13 protein-coding genes, 1 tRNA gene and 1 other RNA gene are annotated in these 18,475 nt (G+C 68.1%); 6 read left to right on the top strand and 9 right to left on the bottom strand.

Going from position 1 to position 18,475, the window contains the following annotated elements:
- Window positions 1-24: 24 nt before the first annotated feature.
- Window positions 25-336, bottom strand: coding sequence for a DUF2277 domain-containing protein (locus IFR11_RS02190; RefSeq protein ID WP_191915073.1), 312 nt, complete (start codon window positions 334-336; stop codon window positions 25-27).
- 116 nt (window positions 337-452) lie between these two features.
- Here IFR11_RS02190 and IFR11_RS02185 point away from each other — a divergent pair, with 116 nt between their 5' ends.
- Window positions 453-2,147: a long-chain-fatty-acid--CoA ligase gene (locus IFR11_RS02185; protein WP_191915072.1), complete on the top strand. Its 1,695-nt coding sequence runs from the start codon at window positions 453-455 to the stop codon at window positions 2,145-2,147.
- A gap of 54 nt (window positions 2,148-2,201) precedes the next feature.
- Here the strand turns inward: IFR11_RS02185 and IFR11_RS02180 are convergent, their stop codons facing one another.
- The 3 genes from IFR11_RS02180 to IFR11_RS02170 are packed head-to-tail and all read right to left on the bottom strand — an operon-like array spanning window position 2,202 to window position 6,780.
- Window positions 2,202-5,192 carry a bifunctional [glutamine synthetase] adenylyltransferase/[glutamine synthetase]-adenylyl-L-tyrosine phosphorylase gene (locus IFR11_RS02180; RefSeq protein ID WP_191915071.1) on the bottom strand — a complete coding sequence of 997 codons (2,991 nt, stop codon included), beginning with the start codon at window positions 5,190-5,192 and terminating at the stop codon, window positions 2,202-2,204.
- Window positions 5,193-5,203: 11 nt separating this feature from the next.
- Window positions 5,204-6,544, bottom strand: a complete 1,341-nt coding sequence (glnA, locus tag IFR11_RS02175) for a type I glutamate--ammonia ligase (protein WP_055837906.1) — start codon at window positions 6,542-6,544, stop codon at window positions 5,204-5,206.
- Window positions 6,545-6,570: 26 nt separating this feature from the next.
- Entirely contained in the window at window positions 6,571-6,780 is a 210-nt protein-coding gene (locus tag IFR11_RS02170) for a hypothetical protein (RefSeq protein ID WP_055837140.1), read from the bottom strand.
- Window positions 6,781-6,877: 97 nt separating this feature from the next.
- Between IFR11_RS02170 and ppgK the strand changes: the two genes are divergently transcribed.
- Together ppgK and IFR11_RS02160 are read left to right on the top strand one after the other, a co-directional pair.
- Window positions 6,878-7,663: a polyphosphate--glucose phosphotransferase gene (gene ppgK / locus IFR11_RS02165; protein WP_070407960.1), complete on the top strand. Its 786-nt coding sequence runs from the start codon at window positions 6,878-6,880 to the stop codon at window positions 7,661-7,663.
- 69 nt (window positions 7,664-7,732) lie between these two features.
- Window positions 7,733-8,134, top strand: coding sequence for a DUF732 domain-containing protein (locus tag IFR11_RS02160; protein ID WP_191915070.1), 402 nt, complete (start codon window positions 7,733-7,735; stop codon window positions 8,132-8,134).
- A gap of 196 nt (window positions 8,135-8,330) precedes the next feature.
- On the opposite strand, the gene rnpB is transcribed toward IFR11_RS02160, so the two are convergent.
- The 3 genes from rnpB to IFR11_RS02145 all read right to left on the bottom strand — a co-directional run bounded on the left by rnpB (window position 8,331) and on the right by IFR11_RS02145 (window position 11,239).
- Window positions 8,331-8,703, bottom strand: an RNA gene (rnpB, locus tag IFR11_RS02155) — RNase P RNA component class A.
- Between the two features lie 85 nt (window positions 8,704-8,788).
- Window positions 8,789-10,495 carry a bifunctional 3'-5' exonuclease/DNA polymerase gene (locus tag IFR11_RS02150; protein WP_191915069.1) on the bottom strand — a complete coding sequence of 569 codons (1,707 nt, stop codon included), beginning with the start codon at window positions 10,493-10,495 and terminating at the stop codon, window positions 8,789-8,791.
- 15 nt (window positions 10,496-10,510) lie between these two features.
- Window positions 10,511-11,239 carry a zinc ribbon domain-containing protein gene (locus IFR11_RS02145; RefSeq protein ID WP_055837130.1) on the bottom strand — a complete coding sequence of 243 codons (729 nt, stop codon included), beginning with the start codon at window positions 11,237-11,239 and terminating at the stop codon, window positions 10,511-10,513.
- 94 nt (window positions 11,240-11,333) lie between these two features.
- Between IFR11_RS02145 and IFR11_RS02140 the strand changes: the two genes are divergently transcribed.
- A tRNA-Val gene (locus tag IFR11_RS02140) sits at window positions 11,334-11,406 on the top strand.
- Window positions 11,407-11,582: 176 nt separating this feature from the next.
- Window positions 11,583-13,502 (top strand): DUF4365 domain-containing protein, encoded by a 1,920-nt coding sequence (locus tag IFR11_RS02135; protein ID WP_191915067.1) that lies wholly within the window; start codon window positions 11,583-11,585, stop codon window positions 13,500-13,502.
- A gap of 436 nt (window positions 13,503-13,938) precedes the next feature.
- On the opposite strand, the gene IFR11_RS02130 is transcribed toward IFR11_RS02135, so the two are convergent.
- Window positions 13,939-14,550: a hypothetical protein gene (locus IFR11_RS02130; protein WP_192040439.1), complete on the bottom strand. Its 612-nt coding sequence runs from the start codon at window positions 14,548-14,550 to the stop codon at window positions 13,939-13,941.
- A 188-nt stretch (window positions 14,551-14,738) separates the two neighbouring features.
- Complete coding sequence (locus tag IFR11_RS02125; protein WP_191915065.1) at window positions 14,739-15,434, bottom strand: DUF1345 domain-containing protein; 696 nt, start codon at window positions 15,432-15,434, stop codon at window positions 14,739-14,741.
- Between the two features lie 206 nt (window positions 15,435-15,640).
- On the opposite strand from IFR11_RS02125, the gene aceE reads away from it, so the two are divergent.
- The gene (gene aceE / locus IFR11_RS02120) at window positions 15,641-18,367 is read left to right on the top strand and encodes a pyruvate dehydrogenase (acetyl-transferring), homodimeric type (protein WP_191915064.1); all 2,727 of its coding nucleotides are present in this window, start codon (window positions 15,641-15,643) and stop codon (window positions 18,365-18,367) included.
- Window positions 18,368-18,475: the final 108 nt, after the last annotated feature.

Below are 18,475 nucleotides of genomic sequence, written 5' to 3'. Positions count from 1 at the left end.
CGCGTTCCGCCGACAGGCGGGGGCTCAGCCGGCCCGCTCGCTGCGCTTCTGCGCCTGGAACACCCGGATCGCCTCGTAGCGCTCCGCCGAGCGTGCCTGCCGTTTGGCGGCCTCGTCCTCGCGCACTTTCGGCGGGGCGTTCGTCACGAGTTCGTCGAGCAGGTGGCGAACGGATGCCGCGACCTCGCCCACCACGCGATCGAACACGTCCTGATTGGCCCGCGACGGTTTCGTCGTGCCCACGATCTTGCGCACGAACTGCAGCGCGGCGTCGTGGCACTCGTCGTCGGTGGCGGGTGGGGTGAAGTTGTGCAGGGGAACGATGTTGCGGCACATGCCCGAAAGGGTAGGCCGCGACGCCGGTGGGGGGAAGATTCGCGTCGGTCGAGTTCCCGGCATCCCCCCAGGTCAAGGTGCGCGGCCATATTGGTGGGGCACGGAAGGATGGAAACATGTCGACCTTCCCCTACGCCTCGCGTCCGTGGTTGAGCTCCTACGCCGAGGGTGTGCCGCACGAGATCGACGAACCGTCGCAGACCCTGTCCGAGATGCTGGCCGCCGCGGTGACGCGGTACGGCGCGCAGACGGCGCTGGAGTTCTTCGGAGCGACGACCACGTACCGAGACCTGGGCGCGCAGGTCGAACGGGCGGCCGAGGGCCTGCGTCGTCTCGGTGTGCGCGCCGGCGACCGGGTGGCCCTGGTCTTGCCGAACTGTCCGCAGCACGTGGTGGCTTTCTACGCCGCGCTGCGGCTGGGGGCCATCGTGATCGAGCACAACCCGATCTACACCCCGCGCGAGCTGCGTCACCAGTTCGAGGATCACGGTGCGCGCTTCGCGATCGTGTGGGACAAGCTCGTCGACACGGTCGCCGAGTTCCCCTCCGACCTGGCTCTCGAGCACATCGTGAGCGTCGACATCACCTCGGCGTTCCCCCTCGGCAAGCGGGTGGCTCTGCGCCTGCCGGTCGCCAAGGCCCGTGCCGCGCGGGCGCAGCTCACCGCCACGCCGCAGTCGAAGCGCGCCGTCGCGTGGGAGAAGGTGCTCACGCACGGCACGCTGTCGCGCAAGCACCGCGGCCCCGTCCTCGACGACATCGCGCTGCTGCAGTACACCAGCGGGACGACCGGTACTCCGAAGGGCGCGGTGCTCACGCACCGCAATCTGCGCGCCAACGCCATGCAGGGTCGGGCGTGGGTGCCCGGTCTGCGCGACGGCGAAGAGACCTTCTACGGCGTCCTCCCCCTCTTCCACGCGTACGGTCTGACGCTCTGCCTGACGTTCGCGATGAGCATCGGCGCGAAGCTGGTGCTGTTCCCGAAGTACGACCTCGAGCTCGTGGCATCCGCGGCGAAGAAGAGCCCGCCGACCTTCCTGCCGGCGGTGCCGCCGATCTACGACCAGCTCGCGCGAGCCGGAGCGCGCGGCACCATCGACCTCTCGACCGTGCGCTTCGCGATCTCGGGGGCGATGAGCCTGCCCGTCGCCACCGTCGACCGCTGGGAGGCGACCACCGGCGGTCTGCTCGTCGAGGGGTACGGGATGACGGAGTCCTCACCGGTCGCGCTCGGCAACCCGATCGGTCCCTCACGGCGGCCGGGAACGGTGGGCGTGCCGTTCCCCAGCACCGACATCCGCGTGGTCGACCCCGAGAACCCGTCGCACGATCTGCCGCTCGGCGAGACGGGCGAGCTGCTGCTCCGCGGCCCGCAGGTGTTCCAGGGGTACTGGAACCGCCCCACCGACTCCGCGGCGACGCTGCTCGACGGGGGGTGGCTGCGCACGGGTGACATCGCCTCGGTCTCGCCCGACGGGTTCGTCACGATCGTCGATCGCCTGAAAGAGATCATCATCACCGGTGGCTTCAACGTCGCCCCCAGCGAGGTCGAAGACGTACTCACTTCGCACCCCGACATCGAGGGGGCCGCGGTCGTCGGCCTGCCCAAGGCGCGCGGCGGCGAAGACGTGGCGGCGGCGATCGTCGTGCGCGACGGGGTCGAGATCGCTCCCGACGCCGTGCGCGACTACTGCAAGACGCGACTGGCCGACTACAAGGTGCCGCGTCGGATCGTCGTCGTCGACGACCTGCCACGTTCGCTCATCGGCAAGGTGCAGCGGCGAGAGGTGCGCGAGCGCCTGATGGCCTGACGGCCGGAGGGATGCCACGGCGTCGAGCCGTCGGCATCCCCCACGCCCCTCGCGTCAGCCGTAGAACAGCTTGTCGAACACGCGGCGGGCGCGTCGCGTGGCGCCGAGGTAGTCCTCTTCGACCTGCGTCGCGGAGCGCGGGGCGTACTCGAGGATGCGTCCGATCCCGTCGAGTCGCAGGCGATCCGTGGGAAGCACATTGCTGGTCTGTCCCGACAGCAGGGTGTTGGCCGAGCGCAGGCGACTGGCGAGATGCCACGCGGCCGCGAGCTTCTCGGCGGCGTCGGGCTCGACGATCCCTGCCTCGACGGCGGCGTCGAGAGCCCCCAGCGTCGAGGTGGTGCGCATTCCCGGAACGGTGCGCGCGTGCTGCAGCTGCAGCAGTTGCACGAGCCACTCGACGTCGCTCAGCGAACCCGGACCGAGCTTGAGATGGCGCGCGGGATCGGCGCCCTGCGGGAGGCGCTCGTTCTCGACGCGGGCTTTGATGCGCCGGATCTCGCGCAGGCCGTTCTCATCGGCGGTGACGGGGTAACGCACCTCATCGGCCAGCTCCATGAACGCGTTGATGAGCTTGACGCTGCCCGCGACGCCGCGGGCCCGCAGCAGCGCTTGGGCCTCCCACGAGAGTGACCAGCGCCGGTAGTACTCGGCGTAGGACTCGATCGAGCGGACCAGCGGTCCGCTCCGCCCCTCGGGACGCAGCTCGGCGTCGAGGTCGAGCGGCAGTCTGTGGTCTTCGGAGTGCTCGCGCAGGCCCGCGACGAGCTTGAGAGCCAGGGTGCCGGCCCGCTGCGGATCGACGCCGTTCGAACGGTAGACGTACATCACGTCGGCGTCGGAGCCGAAGCCGATCTCGCGCCCGCCGAAGCGCCCCATGGCGATGACCGCGAAATCGAGGTCGTCGTCTTCGGGGGGAACGACCACGCGCCGCACGGCCCGCAGGGTCGCCTGGATCGTGACCTCGGTGATCGTCGACAGCGCGTCGGACAACTCCTCGAGCGAGACCGTGCCGAGCACGGCCGCCATCGCCACGCGCAGCATCTCGCGGCGTCGGAGCGCACGCACCGAGCGCATCGCGTCGTCGATGTTCTGCCAGCGCGTCTGAATCGCCCGCGCTTCTTCTTCGAGAGCCTTGCCGGAACGTGGCCGCAGCAACGCGTCGTCGTCGAGCCATGCGACCGACTCGGGAATCCACTCCATCAACTCGCCGATGTATCGCGAGCCCGAGAGCACGCGAGTGAGGCTCTCGGCGGCGCCGGCGGAGTCGCGCAGCATGCGCAGGAACCAGGGCGTGTTGCCGAGGCGTTCGCTGATGCGGCGGAAGACGAGGAGGCCGTAGTCGGGATCCACGCCGTCGGCGAACCACCGGATCATGATCGGCATGAGGTGCCGCTGGATGGTCGACTTGCGGCTCAGTCCGCTGGTGAGGGCGGCGATGTGACGCAGGGCGCCGGCCGGGTCGCGGAAGCCGATGGCCGCGAGACGATCACGCGCCTGCTCGGTCGACAGGGTGCGCTCGCCCTCGGGCAGCGCCGCCACCGCCGACAGCAGCGGGCGGTAGAACAGGCGCACGTGGATGTCGCGCACCTCGCGCTTGATGCCCTCCCACACCGTCTGTACCCCGGAGGCCGAGTCGGCCAGCCGAGACGCGCGCGCGAGGACCCGCAGGTCGTCGTCCTTCTCGGGCAGCAGAGCGGTACGGCGCAGGCCGCGCAACTGCAAGCGGTGCTCGAGTAGACGCAGCAGGCGATAGTCGCGGCCGAACGCCTCGGCCTCGGAGCGGCCGATGTACCCCTCGGCGACTAGGGCGTCGAGGGCGTCGAGCGTGCCGCGCTGACGGATGCGCTCGTCGGTCAGGCCGTGCACGAGCTGCAGCAGCTGCACGGTGAACTCCACGTCGCGGATGCCGCCGGGACCGAGCTTGAGCTGGCGGTTCACCTCGCTGGCCGGGATGTGGTCGGTCACCCGCTCGCGCATGCGCTGCACGCCCTCGACGAAGTTCTCTCGCGCGGCGCTGTGCCAGACGAGCGGCTGCACCGCGGCGACGTACTCGGCGCCGAGGGTGGCATCGCCCGCCAGCGGGCGCGCCTTCAGCAGCGCCTGGAACTCCCAGCTCTTGGCCCAGCGGGCGTAGTACTGCTCGTGAGAGGCGAGGCTGCGCACCAGAGCGCCCTGCTTGCCCTCGGGGCGCAGGTTGGGGTCGACCTCCCACAGGGGCGGTTCGATCTCGGGCCCCGAGATACCCCGCATCGTCTGCACGGCGAGGCGCGTGCCGATGTCGATGGCGCGCGCTTCGGTGACGATGTCTTCGTCGGCGGAGCCGCCGACGAAGATCACGTCGACATCGCTGACGTAGTTGAGTTCACGGGCGCCGGTCTTGCCCATCGCGATGATCGCGAACCGGGTGGCCTCGACCTGCGCCCTCGGGAACGCCGCCGGGCCCGTACCGCTCACGCGGCCGCGCGCCACGCTCAACGACGCCTCGAGGGCCGCGCCGGCCAAGTCGGCGAGCGAGGCCGAGACGATGTCGATCGCGCCGGCGGGATCGTCTTGACCGAGGTCGTAGGCGGCGATGCGCGCCAGAAGACGCCGGTATCGCACGCGGAGCGCGACCCAGGCGGCATCCGAGGTATCCGTCGCGAAACCCTCGACGTCGCCGACGGATGCCAGCAGCTCGGCCCGCATGGTCGGCTCGTCGGGCAGGGTCAGACCCGCACCCGAGAGGTGACGCAGTTCGTCGGGGTGACGCAGGTAGAACTCCGCGAACCCGTCGGAGGCGCCGACGATGTCCCAGAGTGCCCGCCACGCGCCCGGATCGCCCGCCGCACCGCGCACCGCGTCGGCGTCGCGGCGCGCCACCTGCACGATCGCCCACAGGGCGCGATCGGGATCGGCCACGCGCTGGGCGAGCTGCATGGCGCCGGCCCGCTCCACGCCCACCAGCTCCGCGAGCTCGCCGAGCAGGGTGTCTGCTTCGGCGAGCTGCGAGAATCCGGTGCGGGCGAGTGCGGTGAGCGCGGTCGTGCGGTCACCTGAGGTCATGGCGGCTTCCGTCAGAGCGCTTCGAGGTTGCTCTCGAGCTCGAACGGCGTGACCTGGGCGCGGTACTGCTGCCACTCGCGTCGCTTGTTGAGCAGCACGTACTTGAAGACCTGCTCCCCCAGCGTCTCGGCCACGAGCTCGGACTCCTCGAGGTACTCGAGAGCGTGGTCGAGGCTCGCCGGCAGCGGCGCGTATCCCAGGGCGCGGCGTTCCGCGTCGGTGAGCGACCACACGTTGTCTTCGGCCTCGGCCGGCAGCTCGTACTCCTGCTCGATGCCCTTGAGCCCGGCCGCGAGCATGAGCGCGTACGACAGGTACGGGTTCGCCGCGGAGTCGAGCGCGCGGTACTCGACGCGCGTGGACTGCCCCTTGTTGGGCTTGTACAGCGGAACGCGCACGAGGGCCGAACGGTTGTTGTGACCCCAGCAGATGAAGCTCGGAGCCTCGTCGCCGCCCCAGAGGCGCTTGTACGAGTTGACGAACTGGTTGGTGACGGCCGAGATCTCGTTGGCGTGGCGCAGCAGGCCGGCGATGAAGTGACGGCCGACCTTCGACAGCTGGTACTGCGAGCCCTCTTCGTAGAAGGCGTTCATGTCGCCCTCGAACAGCGACAGGTGGGTGTGCATGCCGCTGCCGGGCTGGCCGCTGATGGGCTTCGGCATGAAGGTCGCGTACACGCCCTGCTCGATGGCGACCTCTTTCACCACCGTGCGGAACGTCATGATGTTGTCGGCCGTGGTGAGGGCGTCGGCGTACCGCAGATCGATCTCGTTCTGCCCGGGACCACCCTCGTGGTGGCTGAACTCGACCGAGATGCCGAGGTCTTCGAGCATGCGCACCGAGCGACGACGGAAGTCGTGCGCCGTCCCACCCGGGACGTTGTCGAAGTAGCCGGCCGAATCGACCGGCTGCGGGCGCCCATCCGCACCGAGCTGCGACGACTTGAGCAGGTAGAACTCGATCTCGGGGTGCGTGTAGAACGTGAACCCCGCGTCGGCGGCCTTCGCCAGCGTGCGCTTGAGCACGTGGCGGGGGTCGGCGACGGCCGGTTGTCCGTCGGGCGTGGTGATGTCGCAGAACATGCGTGCCGTCGGGTCGATCTCGCCGCGCCACGGCAGGATCTGGAAGGTCGTGGGATCGGGGTGCGCGAGCAGGTCGGACTCGTAGGAACGCGTCAGTCCCTCGATCGCCGATCCGTCGAAGCCCAGGCCCTCGGTGAAGGCCCCCTCCACCTCAGCGGGGGCGATCGCCACCGACTTGAGCGTTCCCACCACGTCGGTGAACCAGAGGCGGACGAACTTCACGCCCCGTTCTTCGATCGTCCGCAGGACGAAATCGCGCTGCTTGTCCATCGTCATCCCTCGTTTCGGTAAGGCTGTCAGGCCTTGACGCCGTCGGAGCCCCAGTCCGCGTCGCGGGCGTCGTCGTCATCCCACTTCTCGGAGCGCTGGCGCAGGATCTCGGGCGCACGTTCGGCTTCTTCGGCGGTGTCGAAGGGGCCGGCGCGGTCGGCCATCGGAGAGGCGAAGCCCTGCTCGACCTGCTTGGTCTCGAGGTTGTACCAGTACTTGTTGCTCTCGTCGCTCACGATGGCTCCTTCGGTGGGTCTCGCGTCTCGGCGCAGAACCGCCGGTGCTCCCCCGATCCTACTGATCCCGACCGTGCGCCTGGATAGGCTGGGGGGTATGGCAACGAATGCATCGCGTGCGGTCGGAGTGGACATCGGCGGAACCGGCATCAAGGCGGGGATCGTCGACCTCGATGCCGGCGAACTCGTCAGCGATCGGGTGAAGGTCGCCACCCCCGCGGGGGCGGAACCCGCCGACGTGCTGGCCGCGGTGCGTCAGGTGCTCGACACCCTCGAAGCCCCGGCCGATCTGCCCCTCGGCGTCGCCTTCCCGGCGATCGTGAAGAGCGGCAAGACGCTGTCGGCCGCCAACGTGTCGCCGTCGTGGATCGGCTTCGAGGCCGAGAAGTTCTTCGAGGACGGGCTGTCGCGCGGCATCCACTTCGCCAACGACGCCGACGTGGCCGGTATCGCCGAGGTGCGCTACGGCGCGGCGAAGGGCGTCGACGGTCTCGTCATCCTCACCACCCTCGGCACGGGCATCGGCTCGGCCATGATCTACGACGGCGTGCTCGTGCCCAACAGCGAGCTGGGCCACCTGCAGCGCGCCGGACACAAGAAAGACGCGGAGCACTTCGCCGCCTACTCGGCGATGGAGCGCGAAGAGCTGTCGTGGGACAAGTGGGCGAAGCGTCTGCAGTGGTACTACGACTACGTCGAGTTCCTCTTCAGCCCCGACCTGCTCGTCGTCGGCGGTGGGGTCTCGAAGCACTCCGAGAACTTCCTGCCGCTGCTGAAGCTGCGCGCCCCGATCGTGCCCGCGAAGCACCGCAACAATGCCGGCATCATCGGTGCGGCCTCGCTCGCGGTGGCCGTGCCCGAGGCGCTGCCCGCCATCAAGTAACCGTCCCGAGGCTGAGCTCGACGCCGGGTCGAGCTCCCAGGCGAATGTCAGGGTCGATAGAGTGACGGCATGAAGCGCCCCCTCGCCCTTGCCGCCGTCTCCTTCGCTCTCGTGTTCCTCGCGGGCTGTACCAGCGAGACGACGTCGGAGACGATCACCATCACCCCCGGCCAGTCGGGAACGTTCACCAACGGGGATTCCACCATCGTCGTCGGTGGAGACGCGACCGACGCCCCGCGGGACGAGGCCGCGTACCTGAGCGAGATCCGAGACGGCGGCGTGGCCGGCAGCGTCCTCCTCTCCGCCACCGACGCCGACCTGCTCGCCGCCGGACAGGCCGCCTGCGACCAGCTCGCCCAGGGCACCGACGACGACGACATCGCTCTCTCGCTGGCGGGGCGGACGGTGAAGGCGGGCAGCGACGACGCCACCGCCATCGTCGACGCGGCCTCCATCGCTCTCTGCGGGTGACGGCGGCCCGGGCCGCGGGCGCTCGCGTCGGCAGTACGCGGCTGTCGCGAGGCCACATTCGCGCTCTCCGACGAGCGGCACGAATCTCCCTCCGCGGCTGAGACCAGGGTTCGCGCCCGTTCGAGTGGCGGCCCGGTTCGACACGGTGATTCACGCCGCTCCCGAGCGGGACATCGATTGGGCGCAGTGTGGGGTGCGAATGGGCCGGCCTGTACGCCGGGTTCTGTCCGGGGGCCGAAGCCCCGTGGACGGTCATCTCTCTCGGCGACACGTTGCCGTGCCACTCCAGCGGCCTACCCGGGGACTCGGCGAGCCGCGTCAACATCCCCTGTCTGGCCTTGCTCCGGACGAGGTTTACCTCGCGGATCGTGTCACCACGACCCCGGTGGTCTCTTACACCACCCTTTCACCCTTACCCGCTCCCACGACGAGCGTGGTGCGGGCGGTCTACTCTCTGTGGCACTGTCTCGCGGATTGCTCCGGGTGGGCGTTACCCACCGTCCTGCCCTGTGGAGCCCGGACGTTCCTCGGCACGGGCGAACCCGTGACGCGACCGTCCAGCCGACCCATTCGCGTCATCGAGTCTACCGGCGGGTCCGCCGTCGCCCCGCCGCCGCCTCGGTCGGGCCGACCCCGGGCGATCCGGGCTATGGCTCAGCCCTTCTCGGCCGTCTCCGAGATGCGCAGATCGAGCGGGAAGTCGATCGGGAACGCGCCGAAGAGCAGGCGCCCCGCCGACGCGGCGGAGGCACGGACGGCGTCGGCGACCGCGTCGGCGTGCACCGCGGGGGTGTGGACGACGATCTCGTCGTGCAGGAAGAACGCCAGGTGCGGCACCCGATCGAACACCGGTCCCGACGCGGGCGCCGCGTCGGCGGCATCCACCGCGGGGATCGTCGCCAGGCGCGCGCGCAGGTCGGCGAGCCAGGCCAATGCCCACTCCGCCGCGGTGCCCTGCACGACGAAGTTGCGAGTGAAGCGTCCGCGGTCCCGAGCGGAGCGCCGGGCCCGCGTCTCGTCGACCCCCGATGCCTCGGCATCGCTCGCGCGGGACTGCACCGCTCGCCAGTCCTCGCCCGCCGTGGGTGACGTGCGCCCGAGCCAGGTGTGCACGAGCCCGCCGTCTTCTCCCGTGCGCGCGGCGTCGTCGACGAGGCGCATGGCGCGGGGGAAGGTGCGCCGCAGGCGCGGCAGCAGGCGACCGCTCTCGCCCGTGGTCGCGCCGTACATCGCCCCCAGCATCGCGAGTTTGGCCTCGGGGCGGCTGGCCACAGCCCCGGTGTCGACGATGCCGGCGTACAGGTCGCGACCGGATGCCGCCTCGGCCAGCGCCGTGTCGCGCGCCATGGCCGCGAGCACCCGCGGTTCGAGCTGCGCGACGTCGGCCGTCACGAGCGTCCAGCCGGGGTCCGCCCGCACGGCGGTGCGCAACTGCCGGGGGATCTGCAGAGCGCCGCCGCCCGACGACGCCCACCGCCCGGTCACGACGCCACCGGGCACGTAGACGGGGCGGAAACGGCCGTCCCGCACCCACTCGGCCAACCAGGCCCAGCCGTTCGCCGTGTAGAGCCGCATCTGCTTCTTGTAGGCGATGAGCGGGGCGACCACCGGATGATCGTGCTCGCTCAGCTCCCACCGGCTTGTCGACTCGACGAGCAGACCGGCGCGGTGCAGCGACCGCAGCAGACGCGGATGGGAGTCCAGCGACACCGAGGGATCGCCGAGGGCCGTGCGCACCGCCGCCGCGGTCTGCTCGATGCGGGCGGGCAGGCCGCCACCGTGTCGGGGGCCGAGCTCGTCGTGCAGGATCCGCTCGTGCGCCTCGACGCTCCACGGCACACCGACGGCGTGCAACTCGACGGCGATGAGCGCTCCGGCGGATTCGGCGGCGCAGAGCAGCCGGAGCGACCCCGCCCCCGGCGAGCCGTCGAGGGCCGCGCGCTGACGCCGGTACTCCGCCAGCGCTTCGACGGCGGTGTCGGGCAGACCGGATGCCGCGTCACCGAGGTCGAAGAGCGTGTCACCGCTCTCGGGGGCCGCGGCCGCGGCATCCCAGTGACGCGCATCGCGCAGGCCGTGGTCGGCGTCGATCTCCGCGGCGTCGCGGAGGAGGACGTGTACGAGCCGAAGATCCCACGCGCGTGCGACCCGCACTCCCCCGGTCAGGAGCGGTCCGTACCAGGTGGGCGTGTCGGACCAGATCCACCGGATGTCGCCGGCCGCCTCACGCGCGGCGATGGTGGCGGCCAGCGCGTCTCGGGCGACCTCGGTCGTGCGGACCGGTGCCGCTTCGGCATCGAGGTCGATCAGGGCGATCTTGCCCGAGACCGCGCGTCCGACGACGACCGTGTCAGACGCCACGGACGTCGGCGGGGGTCACCGCGATTCTTCGGTGCGGACGAGGATGGCGCCGCACTCGGGGCAGAACACGACGTCGTCGGTCTGCGCGCGCCGGATCGTCGCGATGTCGCTCGGCGGGATCACCATGCGGCAGGCTTCGCAGGCGCCGGCGCGGAGCAGGCCCGCGCCGTTGCCGCGCGAGGCGAGGCGTTCGTAGAGCGCGAGGAGCGCGGCGGGGACCGAGGCCGCTACGGCGTCACGGTCACGGCGAGCACCTTCGAGACGCGTCGTGGCGTCGGCGACGACGGTCTTGGCCTCGGCACTGAGCTCGGCGCCGAGGGCGTTGGTCTCGGCGATCACGGTCTCTTGCTCGGCGATCGCGGCATCGGCCGTCTCGAGGCGCTCCATGAGCGCGATCTCCATGTCTTCGAGATCGCCCTTACGGCGGTTGAGGGAGGTGAGCTCGCTCTCGAAGCCCTGCGCCTGCTTGGGGTTGGTCGCGGCGGCGAGACGCTGGGTGTCGCGGGCGATGCGGGCGTCGACCACGGCGACGTCGGACTCGAGCCGCGCGATCTCTGCGGTGATGTCGTCACGCGCGTTGGCCCGCGCCGACAGCTCTTGCGAAAGCGTCGCGCGCTGGGCCAGGAGCTCCCGCACGCGCGGCGCTTGCGGAGGGTTCGCCGACAGGTGCTGATCACGGAGGATGCGGGCATCGAGATCGGCGAGATCGAGCAGTTTGCGCTGGTCGGCGGGGTCGGCATTCACAGGACCCACGCTACCCCGGGGGTCCGACATCCGTAGCCGCGGCCGCCGCCGATGCACATCCGATGCGCGAAGACTCGTAGACTCATGGCATCCCGGGCCTTTAGCTCAGCTGGTAGAGCGCCACGTTTACACCGTGGATGTCGTCGGTTCGATCCCGGCAGGGCCCACTAGAAAACACTGAGGAGTACGGCACTCCCCCGCCCTCAGGTTTCGCTTCACGTCCCCCCGTGTCCCCCCCGCTTTACGGTCACGAGACCATCGTTTTTGGAAGAGGTCTGGCTACTCGTTGAGTAGGCGGCGCGCTGAGTGGGGCGCGATGGGTACCTTGCAATAACTTCTGAACATGCCGCCCGAACAGGACTTGCCAATACGTCACGACAACCATGCGCGTTCTTCCTGGTCGACTCGTGCGTTCGAGGCGGTGCTGCCGCGTGAGTGGGTGGTCCACTCCCTCGCGGAGGATTACGGCATCGACCGACGTGTGGAGGTCTTCGAGAACGGCCGGACGACCGGGGTTTTCTTCAATGTCCAGCTGAAGTCGACAGATTCGGGCAGTGGTCATGAGCCAGCCGCGTCGATCAAACGGTCCACCCTGAACTACTGGGCCCAGACACCTGATGCGACCTTGGTTGTGATCGCGCACGATTCGACAGAGACGCTGTGGTACCGGTGGGCGCATCTGCTTCCCTACGACGAGAACCCCGACACCAAGAGTCGTCAGGTGCGTTGCGAGAATGTTCTCGCTTCGAACACGGCAGCGAGCCTTGCCGAGGAGGCGCGGGCGTGGCGTCTGGCGCGGGAAGTGTCTAGGCATCTGCCAATCGACGTCTACCTCACCGGAAATATCTTTTACGGCGAAAGCGCTAGTCCGCTCAAGAAGGCAATCGCACAAAAGTTGTCTTCGCTGTCATCATTCGTCCGGGTCGTCCACAGCAACCCACGCCTCCCTTACCTTCAAGTTTCCATTGAAGACAGCAAGATACAGGCCGGGATGCGTGGTGACCGTCCGCGCCAGATGACTTACACGTTCAACGGGGCGCGAGACTACCGTGCGCTCGGTTCTGACGTGATTGCTGCCTTGGCATTCTCGCTCGCCTCAGCCGGCGCTGAGGACTTATGCGTGCGGCTACTCAAGATCGCTGCATCCGAGTCGTCCGCCCTGCTCGAGTCGGAGGGTCTCGGCTCTGCGGTGGCACTACTCACCCGACACGACGAGAGCGAAACAGTGCTCCGGCTGATTAGGCGGACCGCTGCTCGTGAAGAGCATCCGGCTCGGGACATCGCGCTAGCTGCGGTTATGTCATCCGGTGCGACCGCCGAACTGCGACGGGCAGTGTCGCATGAGATTTCGCGTGCTGCTCGGTCATGGTCCCGACCGGCCATGGGACTGTACAACGCCGCCAGTGCCTTGACTCACGAAGATGGAGAGGATGCGCTGCACCTCTATGAGGAGGCCGCGCAAGCTGACCTTTTGTACCGCGAACGTGGCTACTGGTGGCGAGAACAAGGCACGGTGCACTGGTCGCTAAATCACGTCGAGAAGGCGGAGGAATTTTATCTCAAAGCGATCGAATACGGCGATACGAGAGCAGCGCCTCTCCTCGCGGACGTACTGATGAGAACCGGTAGGTACCGGGAGGCGCGGCAAGCATTCGAGGACGCCGACATCTGGTCGTCTCCTGATGCGGGTGCGCAGTGGCGGCTGTCGCGTGAAGCTACTGAGTTCATCGTCGAAGACCTGAAGATCGACTCTCAAGTCAGACCCACTTCCGCCGTACCGGAGTACTCCCCGCCAGACACGGATGACCTTACCGTCCTAGAGGAGGCTGCGCTCGCGGCTATCAACGCCGACGCCCTCGACGGCAGGGCGCTGTCGACACTTGCGTACGTCTATGAGACTCAAGGTAAGCAGGCGATTTTCGCAGCCATTGCTGCTGCTGTGTCGACCAACGTCGATCCGTACCTGTGGTTAGAGCTGCTGCGTGTCACACTCGCAGACAGATCGCTCGAACAGAAGACGCGTGCGGCACTAGCACAGGACGCCATGATGTGCGCCTGGAAGTATTTTGGTTCATCATTCGCGGAGTTCATTCTGGACGAGGAACGAATCCAAGACGATGGCCTTCGCGAGGCAGTGCTCGACTTGTTCGAGACGGTGCGGCCGTCTTCCCCACCTTTCGAGATGCGGCACCATTCAGGCGACGGTTCGGGTTACGAGTCGTTTTTCATCTCGACGGATCCCCGCACCCCGGAAGTGAACTAGATCCTCGACTCAAAATTAGCCACTGTCTAGACACGCTGCGACGTTGCCGGAGATTGTCCTCGAAAAATCGAATGGCGCCGCCAACTCGTCTCCCTGCCCTGTGGCGCGCTTGCGGGCACGAAAGGCTGCGACCCTACCGGCGGGGATCGCGTACTCAACATCTGCGAGGAAAGCGACTTCGCAACGGTGGAGAAGGTCGCGGTACGGCTCAACGTCGAATGGTTTCTTCTTTCCCATGGTCTACTTATCGCGCATTCGAGCCTCGGCTCGCGCGGTGAGGTTCCGCCCGTCTGGTGCGCGTAATTCCATCGAGCCTCCTGGCGGCAGGAGGCTCGGATAGGGCCGCTACCGAGGCGATGGGGACGCTACGACCGCGCAGAGGTTCCGCGTGGCAGGAGGAAGCCGAGTTCGCGCTGCCAGACGGCGAGCACGTTGATTAGTTCCAACCAAATAGGTTGATCAGACCGGCGGCGGCGACCGCGACGAAGATCGCTCCCACTCCACCTCCAATTTGGACCAGGGGTCGCTTCCACCACGGTCGACGGCTCGGAGCCGCGTTCGGCGACGGCCAGACGATCATCTCGACACGTGGTTTCTTGTCACTCGCCACGGAATCGAGATACCTCCGCGCCGCCGCGCGCAGTCCTTCCACGCGGACGCGATCTGGACCTCGAAGACTGACCATCACGCGCCGGTCGTTCCGCCACACGAAGACTGTTATCGAGTCGCGCGGTGCACCTTCGAGATTCTGAAATGCGTAGTCGAAGCCGAGTCCCATGGTCGCCAGTTCGGCGGAGGCGCTTTCAAGTGACTCGCGTTGCAGGGTGGTGCTACCGTCATCGGCTTTCGCCCAGACTCGATCTACACCTAGTGGAAACTCCGTGTGGCGGCTCGCGTCCACCAGAGCACGTGTGACTGCGTGAAATGCATCGAGCGGGTCTACGTGATCGGCTATGCGGACGTCCGCGTCACCCCAAAAATTGTCCACGTCGAGACGGTAGTGGATGCCGTTCGCGCGTGGACTTCGTATGCCCGCGAGTTCTCGCATCCGCACATCTATCTATGCCACCTGCGGCACTCGCCCCCGTATCCCCGAGGTGTCCCCGAAAAGTGATCACACGGCCGTTCTCGGCATCCGAGGCAACCTCTGCGAACGGAGAAAACGCCGCTCTCCTCTGTTCGTGCAGATTTACACCGTGGATGTCGTCGGTTCGATCCCGGCAGGGCCCACCGCACTCAGTTCAGGATGTTCACGCTGCGCGAGATCACCAGCGCGAGCAGGATGAAGCCCGAGATGGCCTGCACCATCATGAACACCTTCGCGCGGCTGCTCAGCGGCATGACATCGGTGGGGCTGAAGGCCATGGCGTTGGACGCCGAGAAGTAGAGGTAGTCCACGTAGCCGGGGGCCCAGTCCTCGACGTCGGACGAGCGGCGGGCCACCTCGCTGACCGCGTCGCGGTCGGAGTCCTGCGGGAACTGGAAGTCCGCCGCGGGCAGGGCGTCGCGGGCGTCGCGGCGCCGGGCGATGGGACCGCCGCGATCCATCTCCCAGTAGACGACCGCGTAGCCGATGACGTTGATCGCCCAGACCTGCGCCGCGCCGAGCAGGGTGGTCGCCCCGCTCCCCTCTCCGCGCAGCAGCTGCTGGACGAGCAGGAGGAGCGCCACCTGGTTCGCGAGAAGCAGCACCGCGGTGAAGGCGAGGGCGAAGCCGCGCCCCACGCGTGATTCCCGGGTGAGCCGCGCCGGGTTGGTCACCACCATGGGGATCGCGCACAGCACGCCCGCGATCACCACTACGTAGCGCAGGATGCCGGAGGCGTCGCTCGGGAGGACGGCGTAGAGCCCCGTGCCCACCCCCAGGGCGATCAGCACGGGCCACCGGTGCTCGGGGCGCGTGCGGAATCCCGCGTGATCGTGCGTGTTCACGCGCTCAGGGTATTCCTCTGCCCGATGACGGATGCTCGACATCGAGGCATCCGAGCACCCGGGAGAGTCGGCTCGGCCTTCATGAACAGCCGATGTCGTCGGGACTCGCTAGGCTGGACGCTGGTTGATTGTGCGGAGCGAACAAGGGTTGCCGCACTTTTATGGCGATTCTCTGGCATGACCTGCCAGACGACGAAAGGTCTTCCGTGACTGTTCACGACCAGGATCCGTATTCGCAGGGGCCGCAGGACAGCGACCCGGAAGAGACCGGGGAGTGGCAGGAATCCCTGCGACAGCTCGTCCAGGCGAAGGGTCCGGCTCGCGCCCGCGAGATCATGCTGAGCCTGCTCAAGGGCTCCAAAGAACTGCACCTCAATGTGCCGATGGTTCCGACCACCGACTACATCAACACCATCGCGCTCAAGAACGAGCCCGAGTTCCCCGGTGATGAGGAGCTCGAGCGCCGCTACCGCAAGTGGATCCGCTGGAACGCCGCGGTCACCGTGCACCGCGCGCAGCGCCCCGGCATCGGTGTCGGCGGCCACATCTCGACCTACGCCTCGTCGGCCGCACTCTACGAAGTCGGTTTCAACCACTTTTTCCGTGGCCAGGACGACGCCTCGGGCGGCGACCAGATCTTCATCCAGGGCCACGCCTCGCCCGGCGCCTACGCCCGCGCCTACCTCGAGGGCCGCCTCACCGAGGCGCAGCTCGACGGCTTCCGCCAGGAGAAGTCGCAGGCCCCCAACGGCATCCCCTCGTACCCGCACCCCCGCCTCATGCCAGAGTTCTGGCAGTTCCCGACGGTGTCGATGGGTCTCGGTCCGATCAACGCCATCTACCAGGCGATGTCGAACAAGTACCTCGCCAACCGCGGCATCAAAGACGTCGGCGACTCGCAGGTCTGGGCCTACCTCGGCGATGGCGAGATGGACGAGGTCGAGAGCCGTGGTCAGCTGCAGGTCGCGGCCAACGAGGGCCTCGACAACCTGAACTTCATCATCAACTGCAACCTCCAGCGCCTCGACGGACCCGTCCGCGGCAACGGCAAGATCATCCAGGAGCTCGAGAGCTTCTTCCGCGGTGCCGGCTGGAACGTCATCAAGGTCGTCTGGGGCCGCGAGTGGGACGACCTGCTCGCCCGCGACACCGAGGGCGCGCTGCTCAACCTGATGAACACCACCCCCGACGGCGACTACCAGACGTACAAGGCCGAGAACGGCGCCTACGTCCGTGAGAACTTCTTCGGTCGCGACCCGCGCGCGCTCGAGCTCGTCAAGGACTTCACCGACGACCAGGTCTGGAACCTCAAGCGCGGTGGCCACGACTACCGCAAGGTGTTCGCCGCGTTCAAGGCGGCCAAGGAGCACAAGGGCCAGCCGACGGTCATCCTCGCGAAGACCATCAAGGGCTACGGCCTCGGACCCCACTTCGAGGGCCGCAACGCCACGCACCAGATGAAGAAGCTGACGCTCGACGACCTCAAGTCGTTCCGCGACGCGATGGACATCCCGGTCACCGACGCGCAGCTCGAAGAGAACCCGTACCAGCCGCCGTACTACACCCCCGGTGAGCAGGACGAGACGATCCAGTACATGCTCGAGCGTCGTCGTGCGCTCGGCGGCTTCCTGCCCGAGCGTCGCACGACGCACGTCGGTCTGGAACTGCCCGGCGATGCCGCGTACGCGCTGCCCAAGAAGGGCTCGGGCACGCAGGAGATCGCCACGACCATGGCGTTCGTACGTCTGCTCAAGGACCTGCTGCGGGTGAAGGACTTCGGTCACCGCATCGTGCCGATCATCCCCGACGAGGCGCGCACGTTCGGTATGGACGCGTACTTCCCGACGGCGAAGATCTACAACCCCAAGGGCCAGCACTACACGTCGGTCGACCGCGAGCTGCTGCTGGCGTACAAGGAGAGCCCGCAGGGGCAGATCATCCACGTCGGCATCAACGAGGCCGGCGCTCTCGCGGCGTTCACCGCTGCGGGAACGGCGTACTCCACCCACGGCGAGCCGCTCATCCCGGTCTACGTCTTCTACTCGATGTTCGGCTTCCAGCGCACGGGCGACGCCCAGTGGGCGGCGGGCGACCAGATGGCGCGCGGCTTCATCATCGGCGCGACCGCCGGTCGCACGACGCTGACGGGCGAGGGCCTGCAGCACGCCGACGGACACTCGCAGCTGCTGGCGTCCACCAACCCGGCAACCGTGTCGTACGACCCCGCCTACGGCTACGAGATCTCGCACATCGTGCGTTCGGGTATCGAGCGCATGTACGGCGGCAACCACCCCGACCCGAACGTCATGTACTACATGACGGTCTACAACGAGCCCTACGTGCAGCCGGCCGAACCCGAGGGTGTTGATGTCGACGGCATCGTCCGCGGTATCCACCACATCTCCTCCGGCGAGGGCGATGGCCCCCGCACGCAGCTCCTCGCGTCGGGTGTCGGTGTGCCGTGGGCGCACGAGGCCCAGCGCCTGCTGAAGGACGACTGGGGCGTGGTCGCCGACGTGTGGTCGGTCACCTCGTGGACCGAGCTGCGCCGCGACGGCCTGGCCGCCGACGAGCACAACTTCCTGCACCCCGAAGAGGAGCCGCGCGTGGCCTACCTCACCGACAAGCTGAAAGAGGCCGAGGGCCCGGTTGTCGCCGTGAGCGACTGGATGCACGCCGTCCAGGACCAGATCCGCCAGTGGGTTCCGCAGAACTACTGGACGCTCGGTGCCGACGGCTTCGGCTTCTCGGACACGCGCGCCGCGGCCCGTCGCTTCTTCAAGATCGACGGCCCCTCGCTCGCCGTTCGCGCCCTGCAGGCGCTGGCCGAAGAGGGCAAGGTCGATCGCGCCGTCGTCGGACAGGCGATCGAGAAGTACCGTCTGCACGACGTCAACGCCGGCACCAGCGGTAACGCGGGTGGCGAGGCCTGATCGCGTGAGCGATCCGGAGATCGGGACCGGCCCCGCCCTTTCGGGTGGGGCCGGTCCCGATCGCGTTTCCTCCGGCGGCGGCGAGACCGGCGCCGCGCCCGCCGGCTC

Origin of the sequence: Microbacterium sp. CFBP 8801, from assembly GCF_014839455.1 — a bacterium.
Classification (GTDB): domain Bacteria; phylum Actinomycetota; class Actinomycetes; order Actinomycetales; family Microbacteriaceae; genus Microbacterium.
This window is presented reverse-complemented; position numbering and strand designations above follow the sequence as displayed.